This window comes from Paracoccus sp. Z118 (assembly GCF_019061185.1).
Classification (GTDB): Bacteria; Pseudomonadota; Alphaproteobacteria; order Rhodobacterales; family Rhodobacteraceae; genus Paracoccus.
Map to the genome: position 1 here is coordinate 1 of NZ_JAHQZU010000004.1, position 13836 is coordinate 13836.

8 protein-coding genes are annotated in these 13836 nt (G+C 65.5%); all 8 read right to left on the minus strand.

Annotated elements, in window-relative coordinates; all coding sequences use genetic code 11:
* Nucleotides 1-93: GTP-binding protein (locus KTN05_RS04090; protein ID WP_023878051.1), on the minus strand; the 93-nt coding region annotated here is incomplete at its 3' end.
* Between the two features lie 61 nt (nucleotides 94-154).
* Nucleotides 155-2278 carry an elongation factor G gene (gene fusA, locus KTN05_RS04095; RefSeq protein WP_217328118.1) on the minus strand — a complete coding sequence of 708 codons (2124 nt, stop codon included), beginning with the start codon at nucleotides 2276-2278 and terminating at the stop codon, nucleotides 155-157.
* A 9-nt stretch (nucleotides 2279-2287) separates the two neighbouring features.
* Nucleotides 2288-2758 carry a 30S ribosomal protein S7 gene (rpsG, locus tag KTN05_RS04100; protein WP_217328119.1) on the minus strand — a complete coding sequence of 157 codons (471 nt, stop codon included), beginning with the start codon at nucleotides 2756-2758 and terminating at the stop codon, nucleotides 2288-2290.
* Nucleotides 2759-2770: 12 nt separating this feature from the next.
* Nucleotides 2771-3142, minus strand: coding sequence for a 30S ribosomal protein S12 (rpsL, locus tag KTN05_RS04105; RefSeq protein ID WP_073068257.1), 372 nt, complete (start codon nucleotides 3140-3142; stop codon nucleotides 2771-2773).
* 264 nt (nucleotides 3143-3406) lie between these two features.
* Nucleotides 3407-4258, minus strand: coding sequence for a glycosyltransferase (locus KTN05_RS04110; protein ID WP_254367980.1), 852 nt, complete (start codon nucleotides 4256-4258; stop codon nucleotides 3407-3409).
* Nucleotides 4255-5196 carry a DMT family transporter gene (locus KTN05_RS04115; protein WP_217328120.1) on the minus strand — a complete coding sequence of 314 codons (942 nt, stop codon included), beginning with the start codon at nucleotides 5194-5196 and terminating at the stop codon, nucleotides 4255-4257. The genes KTN05_RS04110 and KTN05_RS04115 overlap by 4 nt, the downstream gene beginning before the upstream one ends.
* Nucleotides 5197-5328: 132 nt before the next feature.
* Entirely contained in the window at nucleotides 5329-9561 is a 4233-nt protein-coding gene (rpoC, locus tag KTN05_RS04120; protein ID WP_217328121.1) for a DNA-directed RNA polymerase subunit beta', read from the minus strand.
* A gap of 92 nt (nucleotides 9562-9653) precedes the next feature.
* Complete coding sequence (gene rpoB, locus KTN05_RS04125; RefSeq protein WP_217328122.1) at nucleotides 9654-13805, minus strand: DNA-directed RNA polymerase subunit beta; 4152 nt, start codon at nucleotides 13803-13805, stop codon at nucleotides 9654-9656.
* Between the last annotated feature and the right edge of the window lie 31 nt (nucleotides 13806-13836).

Sequence of the window (13836 nt, forward strand, 5' to 3'; positions counted from 1 at the left end):
CGCCGCCGTCAGCGTGGTCTTGCCGTGATCGACGTGACCGATCGTCCCGATGTTGACGTGCGGTTTCGTCCGTTCGAATTTTGCCTTTGCCATCGCAAAGCTCTCCTTGAATGTCAGGTGAAGGCGGGCGGGGCCTGCGCCCCGCCCCGCAACATCAGGCGTATTTCTTCTGGATCTCGTCCGAGATGTTCTGCGGCACGGCGTCGTAATGGTCGAACTGCATCGTGAACACCGCGCGGCCCGAAGACATGGAGCGCAGGTTGTTGATGTAGCCGAACATGTTGGCCAGCGGCACCATCGCGTCGATGACGTTGGCGTTGCCGCGGGTATCCTGGCCGCGGACCATGCCCCGCCGCGAGGTCAGGTCGCCGATGATGCCGCCGGTGTATTCCTCGGGGGTCACCACTTCGACCTTCATGATCGGCTCCAGCAGCTTCGCGCCGGCCTTCTTCAGGCCCTCGCGCATCGCCGCACGGGACGCGATCTCGAACGCCAGCACCGACGAGTCCACGTCGTGGAAGGCGCCGTCGATCAGCGCGACCTTGAAGTCGATCACCGGGAAGCCCGCCAGCGGACCGGAGTCCATGACCGACTTGATGCCCTTCTCGACGCCGGGGATGTATTCCTTCGGCACCGCGCCGCCCACGATCTTCGATTCGAACGAGTAGCCCTCGCCCGGCTCCGTGGGCGAAATGATCAGCTTCACGCGCGCGAACTGGCCGGTGCCGCCGGTCTGTTTCTTGTGCGTGTAGTCGATCTCGGCCGCGGTCGAGATGGTCTCGCGGTAAGCCACCTGCGGGGCGCCGATATTCGCCTCGACCTTGAACTCGCGCCGCATGCGATCGACGAGGATGTCGAGGTGAAGCTCGCCCATGCCCTTCATGATCGTCTGGCCCGATTCGATGTCGGTCTCGACGCGGAAGGACGGGTCCTCGGCGGCCAGGCGTTGAAGGGCGAGGCCCATCTTCTCCTGGTCGGCCTTCGACTTCGGCTCCACCGCGATCTCGATCACCGGCTGCGGGAAGGTCATGGTTTCCAGGACCACGGATTTGGCGGGATCGCAGAGCGTGTCGCCAGTCGTCGTCTCCTTCAGCCCCGCCAGCGCGATGATGTCACCGGCGAAGGCTTCGTCAATCTCGGCCCGGCTCGCGGCGTGCATCAGCATCATCCGGCCGACGCGCTCGCGCTTGCCCTTGGTCGAATTCAGCATCGCGTCGCCCTTCTTGAGCGCGCCGGAATAGATCCGCGTGAAGGTCAGCGAGCCGACGAAGGGGTCGTTCATGATCTTGAAGGCCAGCGCCGAGAAGGGCTCGCTGTCATCGGCATGGCGCGCGATGTTGCGGGTTTCCGTCTCGTCGTCGGGCGAGAAGCCCATCAGCTCCGGCACGTCCGAAGGGGCGGGCAGGAAGTCGATGACCGCGTTCAGCAGCGGCTGGACGCCCTTGTTCTTGAAGGCGGAGCCGGCGGTGACGGGGAAGAACGCCAGTGCCAGCGTGCCCTTGCGGATCAGCTTGCGCAGCGTCGCCTCGTCCGGCTCGTTGCCTTCCAGATAGGCTTCCATCGCCTCGTCGTCCTGTTCGACGGCGAGTTCGATCAGCTTGCCGCGCCATTCGTCGGCGAGGTCCTGAAGCTCTTCCCGGATGGGCTGACGGACCCACGAGGCACCGAGGTCCTCGCCTTTCCAGACCCATTCTTCCATCTTGATGAGATCGACGATGCCTTCCAGGTAGTCCTCGGCGCCGATCGGCAGGGCGATCGGTGCCGGGGTGCCCCCGGTGCGGTCCTTGATCATCTGGACGCACTTGAAGAAGTCCGCGCCGATCTTGTCCATCTTGTTGACGAACACCAGCCGCGGAACCTTGTAGCGGTCGGCCTGACGCCACACCGTCTCGGTCTGCGGCTCGACACCGGCGTTCGCGTCCAGCAGCGCGATCGCGCCGTCGAGGACCGCCAGCGACCGCTCGACCTCAATGGTGAAGTCCACGTGGCCGGGGGTGTCGATGATGTTGAAGCGGTATTTGGTGTCGGAAGTGCCTTCCGCGGTCGGATCTTCCTGGCGCTGCCAGAAGGTCGTGGTCGCGGCGGACGAGATGGTGATCCCGCGCTCGGCTTCCTGTTCCATGAAGTCCATGGTCGAGGCGCCTTCATGCGTCTCGCCCATCTTGTGGTTCTTGCCGGTGTAGAACAGGATCCGCTCGGTCGTCGTGGTCTTGCCCGCGTCGATATGGGCCATGATCCCGAAGTTGCGGTAGCGCTGAATCGGATATTCGCGTGCCATGAGAGTTCCTTACCAGCGGTAGTGGCTGAACGCCTTGTTGGCGTCGGCCATCTTGTGGGTGTCTTCGCGCTTCTTCACCGCGGTGCCGCGGTTGTTCACCGCGTCGGCCAGCTCGCCTGCGAGCCGTTCCTCCATGGTGTGTTCGTTGCGCTTCTTGGCGGCGTCGATGAGCCAGCGGATCCCCAGCGCCTCGCGGCGGATCGGACGGACTTCGACCGGCACCTGATACGTGGCACCGCCGACGCGGCGCGAACGCACCTCGACCGAGGGCTTCACGTTGTCGAGGGCTTCGTGGAAGACCTCGATCGGCTCGCGCTTGAGGCGGCCCTGAACCCGGTCGAGCGCGTTGTAGACAATGCGCTCGGCGGTGGATTTCTTGCCATCCACCATCAGGTTGTTCATGAATTTGGTCAGCACGCGATCGCCATACTTGGCGTCGGGCAGGATTTCGCGCTTTTCAGCGGCGTGACGACGGGACATCTATCTAAACCCTCACTTCGGACGCTTGGCGCCGTATTTCGAACGGCGCTGACGACGGTCTTTGACACCCTGGGTATCCAGGACGCCGCGCAGGATGTGATAGCGCACACCCGGAAGGTCCTTGACCCGGCCGCCGCGGATCAGCACGACGCTGTGTTCCTGCAGGTTGTGCTTTTCACCGGGAATGTAGCTGATGACCTCGAATCCGTTGGTCAGCCGCACCTTGGCGACCTTCCGCATGGCCGAGTTCGGCTTTTTCGGCGTCGTGGTATAGACGCGCGTGCATACGCCGCGCTTCTGAGGGTTTCCTTGCAGGTGCTGCGACTTGGATCGCTGCACCTTGGGCTGCCGCGGCTTGCGGATCAGCTGTTGGATCGTCGGCATTCGGTTCCCCGCCTTGCTTTCGTCAATACTCGCACCCGGGCCTAGGCGCGCCACTTCTCGACAACACTCTGCGCCCATCGCAAAATGCCAAACCCATCCGACCCCGGCTTGCGGGATGGACGGGCATGATTCCAGAGGATCGGGCGAAATCGGGCCCGGATCGTGACCACGGAAGGTTCTGGGCACCGCACGGTTTCCCGCCGGTGTCGGCGCATATAGGCAGAATCGGGGGCAGTGTCAACGCGCGTGCCTGCCCTGTTCCTCTCAATCCGCCGGCGGTTCGCTGGCTTCCGGCTGCCGCGGAAGCTCGCGCATGCCCTGCCTCAGCGCCGGCAGGTCCAGCCGGAACCTGTCGGCAAGCATCGCCTCGGCCTCGGCCGTCCCGATCCGCCACGGATAGCTTGCCCCGACCGCCCCGGAATCGTTATCGCCATGCAGCACCCGCACGAAGCGCGGCTGCGAGCCGAGCACGAGCCCCGGCATCGACAGCGCGAGCTTCCAATGCGCGTAATGCACGGCGCTGCGCGGCAGCTCGGCCCCCAGATAGATCGTCAGCCCCGCGACGGCATTATGGATCATCCGGGCCTCAATCCGCAGCCCCTTGTCGTCCGCATGCAGCACCAGGCCGCGCGGATAGTCGATCGACGCGCGGCGCGAGCGGGCGAAGGCGAGCTGGACCAGCGGGAAGTCCGCGCGGGCGGCGGCGATATAGTCCACCGACACGGCGTCGTCATCGTCGTGGCGGAAATGTCCCACGATAGCGGCGGACGGCTCGACATGCGGCGCGATGGCGGCCATGCAGGCGTCCAGATGCGCCTCCATCGGCTCGACCAGTTCCAGCTCGATCTGCGGAACGGTCGCGGCGAGGTCGCGCAGCATCCCCAGATAAGGCTCGGGCAGGTCGGGGCCGGTCATCACGACCAGCGTGAAGTCGGGGTCGGTCTGCGCGATCAGGCCGGGCAGCGCGACGTTCTCGAACCAGAACCAGCGCCGGGCCAGCCGCGCGGGTTCGTAAAGGAACGCGCGCCGCTGCTCGATCGTGTCGTGCTCGATCTGAAAGCCTGCGCCGCCGAGATACGAGAACCGGCAGAGCCCGAGCATCTGGATCCGGGTCATGGCGCCTTCCGCAGCCGGGTTTCGCGCCAGATCGAATAGAGCCCCGCCGACACGATCAGCGCCGCCCCGGCCAGCGTCCAGCCGTCGGGCCGCTCACCGAAGACGATGAACCCAAGGATGCCCGCGACGATCAGCTGGGTATAGCGGAACGGGGCGACGAACCCGACCTCGCCCACCCGCATCGTTGCCACGGCGCTGATATAGCCCACCATCAGCAGCCCGGCGGCCAGCGACAGCAGCCCGAATTCGCCCGTCGTCGGCACCCGCCACGGAAGGGCCGAGGGCAGGAACACCCCGGCGATCGTCACCCCCAGAGCGGCGTTGAAGGCGATGGTGCTGGTCCTGATCTCGCGCCCGAGGCTGCGCGTCACAAGGTCGCGCAGCAGGATGAACAGGACCGCGCCGAGGCCCATGAGCGACCACAGATCGAACGCATCGGTCCCCGGCCGCACGATCATCACGACCCCGGCGACGCCCACGGCCACCGCCACCATGCGCCGCCAGCCCAGCCGATCGCCATAGACGATGGCGGCGGCGAGCATGATGAGCAGCGGCAGCGACTGCATGATCGCCGACAGCATCCCGATCTCCATGTGCTGAAGCGCGGAAAGATAGAGCACCGTCGCCCCCACCTCGCCGATGCTCCGCAGGGCCAGCAGCCAGCGGTCGCGCGGCCGTTCTGGCCACCATACCATGCCGCCGTCGCGCCGCGCGAGCAGCCACAGCAGCGTCATGATGATCAGCCCCCGGATGAACATCGCCTCAGACAGCGGCAGCGCCTGGCTGACGAACTTCATCGCCGTGTCGTTCGACACGGTCGCCGTGGCCGACAGCATCATCAGCCCGGCGCCGAGCAGGTTGTCGCCCTCCTGCGTGCGGGCGCGCGGTTCGGAGCGCGGCCGAAGCCGGCGGCTGGGGGTGATGATCGGGGTTCGCATGGCGGTGTCCGGTTATGCGGCACAGCTAAGCCATGAACTTCGCGCAAAGGAAAGCCCGGCCGGCAGGGCCTTCGCATGAAACGAAAAAGGCCCGGCGTTTCCGCCGGGCCCCGTGATCCGATGGCGGTCCGATCACTCCTCAGGCGAGGTGATGACCGTGTCGATATCGACATCCGCCGCGCCGTCCTGAACCGGGACGGCAAGGGCCGCCGCAGCCTCGGCCTCGGCCTTGCGCATCTCGATCACCTCGTTGTCGCGGTCCTCGGCGATGCGGGTGACGCGATGGGTGGCGCCGCCGGTGCCGGCGGGGATCAGCCGGCCGACGATGACGTTCTCCTTCAGCCCCACCAGCTTGTCGCGCTTGCCCTGAACCGCGGCCTCGGTCAGCACGCGGGTCGTTTCCTGGAACGACGCGGCGCTGATGAAGCTGCGGGTCTGCAGGCTCGCCTTGGTGATGCCGAGCAGAACCGGCTCGCCCTGTGCCGGGCGGCCGCCGCGGGCCTCGATCTTGGCGTTCTCTTCCTCGAACTCCTCGCGGTCCACGTGTTCCCCCTTGAGCAGCGTGGTCTCGCCGCTGTCCAGGATCTCGATCTTCTGCAGCATCTGGCGGACGATCACCTCGATGTGCTTGTCGTTGATCTTCACGCCTTGCAATCGATAGACGTCCTGCACCTCGTCGATCAGGTAGTCGGCCAGCGCCTCGATCCCCATGATCCGCAGGATGTCGTGCGGAGCCGGGTTGCCGTCCATGATGTACTCACCCTTCTGCACGAAGTCGCCTTCCTGCACCGGGATGTGCTTGCCTTTCGGCACCATGTATTCGACGGGCTCGAGGTTCTCGTCGGCGGGCTGAACGATGATCCGGCGCTTGTTCTTGTAGTCCTTGCCGAACTTCACCGTGCCATCGGCCTCGGCGATGATGGCGTGGTCCTTGGGACGGCGCGCTTCGAACAGTTCCGCCACGCGGGGAAGACCCCCGGTGATGTCCTTGGTCCGTGCGCCCTCTCGCGGGATCCGCGCGATCACGTCGCCTGCCTTGATCTCCTGCCCGTCCTCGATCGACAGGACCGCATCCACCGACATCGGATAGCTGATCGGGTTGCCCTGCTCGTTCCGCACCGGCTCGCCGGTCTCATCCATGACGATGATCTCGGGCTTGAGGTCGCTGCCTTTCGGCGCCGACCGCCAGTCGGTGACGATCTTCTGGGTCATGCCCGTCGCCTCGTCGGTCTCGTCGCGCACCGACAGCCCGCTGAGCAGATCGACGAAGCGCGCGATGCCGGCCGTCTCGGCGATGATCGGCAGGGTGTAGGGGTCCCATTCGAACAGCTTGGCGCCGCGCCCGACCTGCTCGCCGTCGCGGACCAGCAGCTTCGAGCCGTAGGTCAGCTTGTGGCTGGCCAGCGCGGTGCCCTGGTCATTGAAGACGTGCAGCATCATCGTGCGGCTGGTCACGATCAGCTCGCCCGCGGCGTTCTCCAGAACCGACTCGTTCTCGAACCTGACGGTCCCTTCCTGGTTCGCGGCGACGAACGACTGCTGGCCACCCTGCGCGATGCCGCCGATGTGGAAGGTCCGCATCGTCAGCTGCGTGCCCGGCTCGCCGATCGACTGCGCGGCGATGATGCCCACCGCCTCGCCGATGTTGACCAGCGTGCCGCGCGCGAGGTCGCGCCCGTAGCAGAGCGCGCAGACGCCGTCCTCGGCCTCGCAGGTGAGGGCCGAGCGGATCCGCACGTTCAGCACGCCCGCCGCCTCGATGGCGTCAGCCTTGCGCTCGTCGATCAGCTCGTTGCGGCCCAGGATCACCTCGTCGGTGCCGGGAACCAGCACGTCCTCGGCCGCGACACGGCCCAGGATACGCTCGGCCAGCGGCGCGATCACCTCGCCATCGTTGACGGCGGCCGAGGCGGTGATGGCCCGCTCGGTTCCGCAGTCATGGTCGCGGATGATGCAGTCCTGCGCCACGTCCACCAGACGCCGGGTCAGATAGCCCGAGTTCGCCGTCTTCAGCGCCGTGTCCGACAGGCCCTTCCGGGCGCCGTGGGTCGAGTTGAAGTATTCAAGAACGGTCAGGCCTTCCTTGAAGTTCGAGATGATCGGCGTCTCGATGATCTCGCCCGAGGGCTTGGCCATCAGGCCGCGCATCCCGCCGAGCTGCTTCATCTGGCTGACCGAGCCCCGCGCGCCCGAATGCGCCATCATATAGACGCTGTTCGGCTCGGCCTCGGCCCCGTTCTCGTCCTTCTTGGCGGAGGAGATGGTCGCCATCATCGACTCGGTCACGCGGTCGTTGCACTTCGACCACGCGTCCACGACCTTGTTGTACTTCTCGCCTTGGGTGATGAGACCGTCGAGATACTGCTGCTCGAACTCCTTCACCTGGTCCTGGACTTCGCCGACGATGTCCCACTTGTTGTCGGGCACCACCATGTCGTTCTTGCCGAAGCTGATGCCGGCGCGGAACGCCTCGCGGAAGCCGAAGCCCATGATCTGGTCGCAGAAGATGACCGATTCCTTCTGGCCGCAATAGCGGTAGACGGTGTCGATGACGTTCTGCACGTCCCGCTTGCGCAGCAGGCGGTTCACCAGCTCGAACGGGGCCTTGGCGTTCTTGGGCAGCAGCGCGCCCAGACGGACCCGGCCGGGCGTCGTCTCGAAGCGCTTGATGACCTCGTTGCCGTCCTCGTCGATCTGCGGCAGCCGGCAGGTGATGGCGGCGTGCAGATGCACGGCGCCCGCGGCGAGCGCGTGCTCCACCTCGTCCACGTTGCCGAAGGCCATGCCTTCGCCGACCATACCGTCACGCTGCATGGTGCCGTAATAGAGGCCAAGCACCATATCCTGCGACGGTACGATGATCGGCGCGCCGTTGGCGGGCGACAGCACGTTGTTCGTGGACATCATCAGGACGCGCGCTTCCAGCTGCGCTTCAAGCGACAGCGGGACGTGCACGGCCATCTGGTCGCCGTCGAAGTCGGCGTTGAAGGCCGAGCAGACCAGCGGGTGAAGCTGGATCGCCTTGCCCTCGATCAGGATCGGCTCGAACGCCTGGATGCCGAGGCGGTGCAGCGTGGGCGCGCGGTTCAGCAGCACCGGATGCTCGCGGATCACCTCGTCGAGGATGTCCCAGACTTCCGGGCGCTCCTTCTCGACCAGCTTCTTGGCCTGCTTGACGGTGGACGAATAGCCCTTGGCCTCAAGCCGCGAATAGATGAACGGCTTGAACAGCTCCAAGGCCATCTTCTTCGGCAGCCCGCACTGGTGCAGCTTCAGCTCCGGCCCGGTCACGATGACCGAGCGCCCCGAGAAGTCCACGCGCTTGCCCAGCAGGTTCTGCCGGAACCGGCCCTGCTTGCCCTTCAGCATGTCCGACAGCGACTTCAGCGGGCGCTTGTTGTTGCCCGTGATGACGCGGCCGCGGCGGCCGTTGTCGAACAGCGCATCGACCGACTCCTGCAGCATCCGCTTTTCGTTGCGGACGATGATGTCGGGCGCGCGCAGTTCGATCAGCCGCTTGAGGCGGTTGTTCCGGTTGATGACCCGGCGATAGAGGTCGTTGAGGTCGGAGGTGGCGAACCGGCCGCCGTCCAGCGGGACCAGCGGGCGCAGTTCCGGCGGAATGACCGGGATCACGGTCATGACCATCCACTCGGGCCGGTTGCCCGACTCGAGGAACGATTCGACGATCTTCAGCCGCTTGATGATCTTCTTGGGCTTCAGTTCGCCGGTGGCTTCCTTCAGGTCTTCCCGAAGCTGATCGGCGGTCGCCTGCAGGTCGATGTTCGACAGCATCTCGCGGATCGCCTCGGCGCCGATATTGGCGGTGAAGGCGTCGGCGCCATACTGGTCCTGCGCGTCGAGGAACTCTTCCTCGGACAGCAGCTGGCCATAGCTCAGGTCGGTCAGACCCGGCTCGATGACGACGTAGTTCTCGAAGTAGAGAATCCGCTCAAGATCGCGCAGCGTCATGTCCAGCATCAGGCCGATGCGCGAGGGCAGCGACTTGAGGAACCAGATATGCGCGACCGGCGAGGCCAGCTCGATATGGCCCATGCGCTCGCGCCGGACCTTCTGCAGCGTGACCTCCACGCCGCATTTCTCGCAGACGAGGCCGCGATACTTCATGCGCTTGTATTTGCCGCACAGGCATTCGTAGTCCTTGATCGGACCGAAGATGCGCGCGCAGAACAGCCCGTCACGCTCAGGCTTGAACGTGCGGTAGTTGATGGTTTCGGGCTTCTTCACCTCGCCGAACGACCAGGCGAGGATTTCCTCCGGCGAGGCGAGCGAGATCTTGATCTCGTCGAACTGGCGCGGAGGGGCAATCGGGTTGAACGGATTGGTGCTGAGTTCCTGGTTCATTTGAATACCTTATGAGGTGGCGCGGATGAGGGGGGATGGTGCGTGGCGGGCGCGCACCCTGCGGGTTGCAGGGTACGCGCCCGCAGGCGCCGTTATTCCCCCTCCTCCGCATCCAGGAGTTCCATGTTGAGGCCCAGACCCCGGACCTCCTTGACCAGAACGTTGAACGATTCCGGCACGCCGGCCTCGAAGTTGTCCTCGCCCTTGACGATGCTCTCATAGACCTTGGTCCGGCCCGCCACGTCGTCCGATTTCACCGTCAGCATCTCCTGCAGGGTGTAGGCGGCGCCGTAGGCTTCCAGAGCCCAGACCTCCATCTCGCCCAGGCGCTGACCGCCGAACTGCGCCTTCCCGCCCAGCGGCTGCTGGGTGACGAGGCTGTAGGGGCCGGTCGAACGGGCGTGCATCTTGTCATCCACGAGGTGGTGGAGCTTCAGGAAGTATTTCACCCCGACCGTGACGGGACGCGCGAACGCCTCGCCGGTGCGGCCGTCGAACACGATCGACTGGCCCGAGGTGTCGAACCCGGCGCGCCGCAGCGCGTCGTTGATGTCGGCTTCCTTGGCACCGTCGAAGACCGGGGTGGCGATGGGAACGCCCTCGCGCACCGACTCGGCGTGCTCGACCAGACGGTCGTCATCCATGTCGGCGAACTCGGCGGCGAACATGTCGTCGCCATAGCCGTTCTTCATCGCGTCCCGCACGGGGGTCATGTCGCCGCTGCGCCGGTAATCCTCCAGCGCCTCGTTGATCTGAAGCCCCAGCCCGCGGCTGGCCCAGCCCATGTGCACCTCAAGGATCTGGCCCACGTTCATGCGCGAGGGCACGCCCAGCGGGTTCAGCACCAGATCGACGGGGGTGCCGTCGGCGAGGAACGGCATGTCCTCCATCGGGACCACCTTGGACACGACGCCCTTGTTGCCGTGACGACCGGCCATCTTGTCGCCGGCCTGAAGCTTGCGCTTCACGGCGACGAACACCTTGACCATCTTCATCACGCCGGGGGGCAGGTCGTCGCCCTGGCGGACCTTCTCGACCTTGTCCTCGAAGCGGGCTTCCAGCGCCTTCTTCTGCACGTCGTATTGCTGGTTCAGCGCCTCGACTTCCTTGGCGGTGTCCTCCTCGGCGACCGCCAGCTGCCACCACTGGCCGCGGCTGAGGCTGCCGAGCAGATCCTCGTCGATGCTGGTGCCCGAGCGGACGCCCTTCGGCCCCTTCACCGCCTTCTTGCCGAGGATCAGCGACTTCAGCCGCGCGTAGATGTTGCGGTCGAGGATCGCCTGCTCGTCATCGCGGTCGCGGGCGAGGCGTTCGACCTCTTCCCGTTCGATCTGCAGCGCACGTTCGTCCTTTTCGACGCCGTGGCGGTTGAAGACCCGCACCTCGACGATGGTGCCATAGGCACCCGGCGGCAGGCGCAGCGAGGTGTCCCGCACGTCCGACGCTTTTTCGCCGAAGATGGCGCGCAGCAGCTTTTCCTCGGGCGTCATCGGGGACTCGCCCTTGGGGGTGATCTTGCCCACGAGGATGTCGCCCGGCCCGACCTCGGCGCCGATATAGACGATGCCGGCCTCGTCGAGGTTGCGCAAGGCTTCCTCGCCGACGTTCGGGATGTCGCGGGTGATCTCCTCCGGGCCGAGCTTGGTGTCGCGGGCCGCCACTTCGTATTCGTCGATGTGGATCGAGGTATAGACGTCGTCGCGGTGGATGCGCTCGCTCACGAGGATCGAGTCCTCGTAGTTGTAGCCGTTCCACGGCATGAACGCGACGACCACGTTGCGGCCGATGGCCAGCTCGCCCTGATCGGTCGAGGGGCCGTCCGCGATCACCTGCCCGGTCTGCACCCGCTCGCCCACCTTCACCAGCGGACGCTGGTTGATGGTCGAGGACTGGTTCGAGCGCTTGAACTTGCGCAGGCGATAGATGTCCACGCCCGCGTCCCCGGCGCCCAGACCTTCGGTCGCCCGGACGACGATCCGCGACGCATCGACCTGGTCGATGACCCCGCCACGGCGGGCCATGATCGCGGCCCCCGAATCGCGGGCCACGGTCGCCTCCATGCCGGTGCCGACATACGGCGCCTCGGCCCGCAGCAGCGGGACAGCCTGACGCTGCATGTTGGCGCCCATCAGCGCGCGGTTGGCGTCGTCGTTTTCCAGGAACGGGATCAGCGCCGCCGCCACCGAAACAAGCTGCTTCGGAGACACGTCGATCAGGTCCACGGCTTCGACCGGGTTCATGGTGAAATCGCCCGCCTGCCGCGTGCTGATCAGCTCATCCACGAAGCGGCCGTCCTGATCCAGCTCGGCGTTCGCCTGGGCGACGGTGTGGCGCATCTCCTCGGTGGCCGAGATATAGACCACGTCGTCCGTCACCTGCCCCTCGATCACCTTGCGGTAAGGGGTCTCGATGAAGCCATACTTGTTCACACGGGCATAGGTCGCGAGGCTGTTGATGAGGCCGATGTTCTGGCCTTCCGGCGTCTCGATCGGGCACATCCGGCCGTAATGGGTCGGGTGAACGTCGCGCACCTCGAAGCCCGCGCGCTCGCGCGTCAGACCGCCCGGCCCGAGGGCCGACAGGCGGCGTTTGTGCGTCACTTCCGACAGCGGGTTGGTCTGGTCCATGAACTGCGACAGCTGCGAGGAGCCGAAGAACTCGCGCACCGCCGCCGCCGCGGGCTTGGCGTTGATGAGGTCCTGCGGCATTACGTTGTCGATCTCGACCCCCGACATGCGCTCCCGGATCGCCCGCTCCATGCGCAGCAGGCCGATGCGATACTGGTTCTCCATCAACTCGCCGACCGAGCGCACCCGGCGGTTGCCGAGGTGGTCGATGTCGTCGATCTCGCCCTTGCCGTCGCGCAGTTCCACCAGCCCGCGGATACACGAGATGATGTCCTCGCGGCGCAGCGTGCGCTGGGTGTCCGGCGCGTCGAGATCGAGGCGCATGTTCATCTTGACCCGGCCGACGGCGGACAGGTCATAGCGTTCGCTGTCGAAGAACAGCGATTCGAACAGGGCCGAGGCGGCTTCCACGGTCGGCGGCTCGCCGGGGCGCATGACGCGATAGATGTCCATCAGGGCACCGTCGCGGTTCATGTTCTTGTCGGCCGCCAGCGTGTTGCGGATATACGGGCCCACGTTGACGTGGTCGATGTCCAGCACCGGAATGGTGGTGATGTCGTTGTCCAGCAGCACCTTCAGCAGGCCGCCGGTCAGTTCCGTGCCGTCCTTGCTGTATTCGGCGGTGATCTCGTCGCCCGCCTCGGCATAGATCAGGCCGGTCTGCTCGTTGATGATGTCGCGCGCGACGAAGCGGCCGATGATCCGCTCGAACGGCATCAGCAGGCGCGAGACCTCGCCGGACTCGATCAGCTTCTTGACGAGACGCGGCGTCACCTTCTCGCCGGCCTTGGTGATGACCTCGCCGGTATCGGCGTCGATCAGGTCGAAGGCCGGGCGGGTGCCGCGCACACGCTCGGGGAAGAACCGCGTGACCCAGCCGCCGGGCTCGGCGCGCGAGCCCTGCAACTCGTAATCCACGGTGTCGTAGAAGGCATCCATGATGCCTTCCTGATCCATCCCGAGGGAATAGAGCAGCGTCGTCACCGGCAGCTTCCGGCGACGGTCGATGCGCGCGAACACCAGATCCTTGGCGTCGAACTCGAAATCGAGCCACGAGCCGCGATAGGGGATGATCCGGCACGCGAAGAGCAGCTTGCCCGAGGAATGGGTCTTGCCGCGGTCATGGTCGAAGAACACGCCCGGCGAGCGGTGCATCTGGCTGACGACCACCCGCTCGGTCCCGTTCACGATGAACGTGCCGTTCTGCGTCATCAGGGGCATGTCGCCCATGTAGACGTCCTGTTCCTTGATGTCCTTGACCGCCTTGGCGCCGGTGTTCTCGTCCACGTCGAACACGATCAGGCGCAGCGTCACCTTCAGCGGCGCGGCATAGGTCATGTCGCGCTGCTGGCACTCCTCGACGTCGTATTTCGGCCGCTCCAGCTCGTATTTCACGAACTCGAGCGTCGCGGTCTCGTTGAAGTCCTTGACGGGGAAGACCGACTGAAAGACGCCCTGAATGCCTTCGCCGTCGTTGTGGCCAGCGCCCTCGCCCGAGGCCAGGAACAGGTCGTAGGAACTTTTCTGAACCTCGATCAGGTTCGGCATCTCCAGCACTTCGCGGATATTGCCGTAATAGCGCCGGATGCGCTTCTGGCCGACGTAAGCTTGCGCCATGGGATATTTTCGCCTTTCGTCATCGCGCGCG

Bases quoted from the DNA above. Each gene is read 5' to 3' on its own strand.
- fusA (WP_217328118.1), bottom strand. From the start codon at position 2,278: ATGGCACGCGAATATCCGATTCAGCGCTACCGCAACTTCGGGATCATG.
- rpsG (WP_217328119.1), bottom strand. From the start codon at position 2,758: ATGTCCCGTCGTCACGCCGCTGAAAAGCGCGAAATCCTGCCCGACGCC.
- rpsL (WP_073068257.1), bottom strand. From the start codon at position 3,142: ATGCCGACGATCCAACAGCTGATCCGCAAGCCGCGGCAGCCCAAGGTG.
- KTN05_RS04110 (WP_254367980.1), bottom strand. From the start codon at position 4,258: ATGACCCGGATCCAGATGCTCGGGCTCTGCCGGTTCTCGTATCTCGGC.
- KTN05_RS04115 (WP_217328120.1), bottom strand. From the start codon at position 5,196: ATGCGAACCCCGATCATCACCCCCAGCCGCCGGCTTCGGCCGCGCTCC.
- rpoC (WP_217328121.1), bottom strand. From the start codon at position 9,561: ATGAACCAGGAACTCAGCACCAATCCGTTCAACCCGATTGCCCCTCCG.
- rpoB (WP_217328122.1), bottom strand. From the start codon at position 13,805: ATGGCGCAAGCTTACGTCGGCCAGAAGCGCATCCGGCGCTATTACGGC.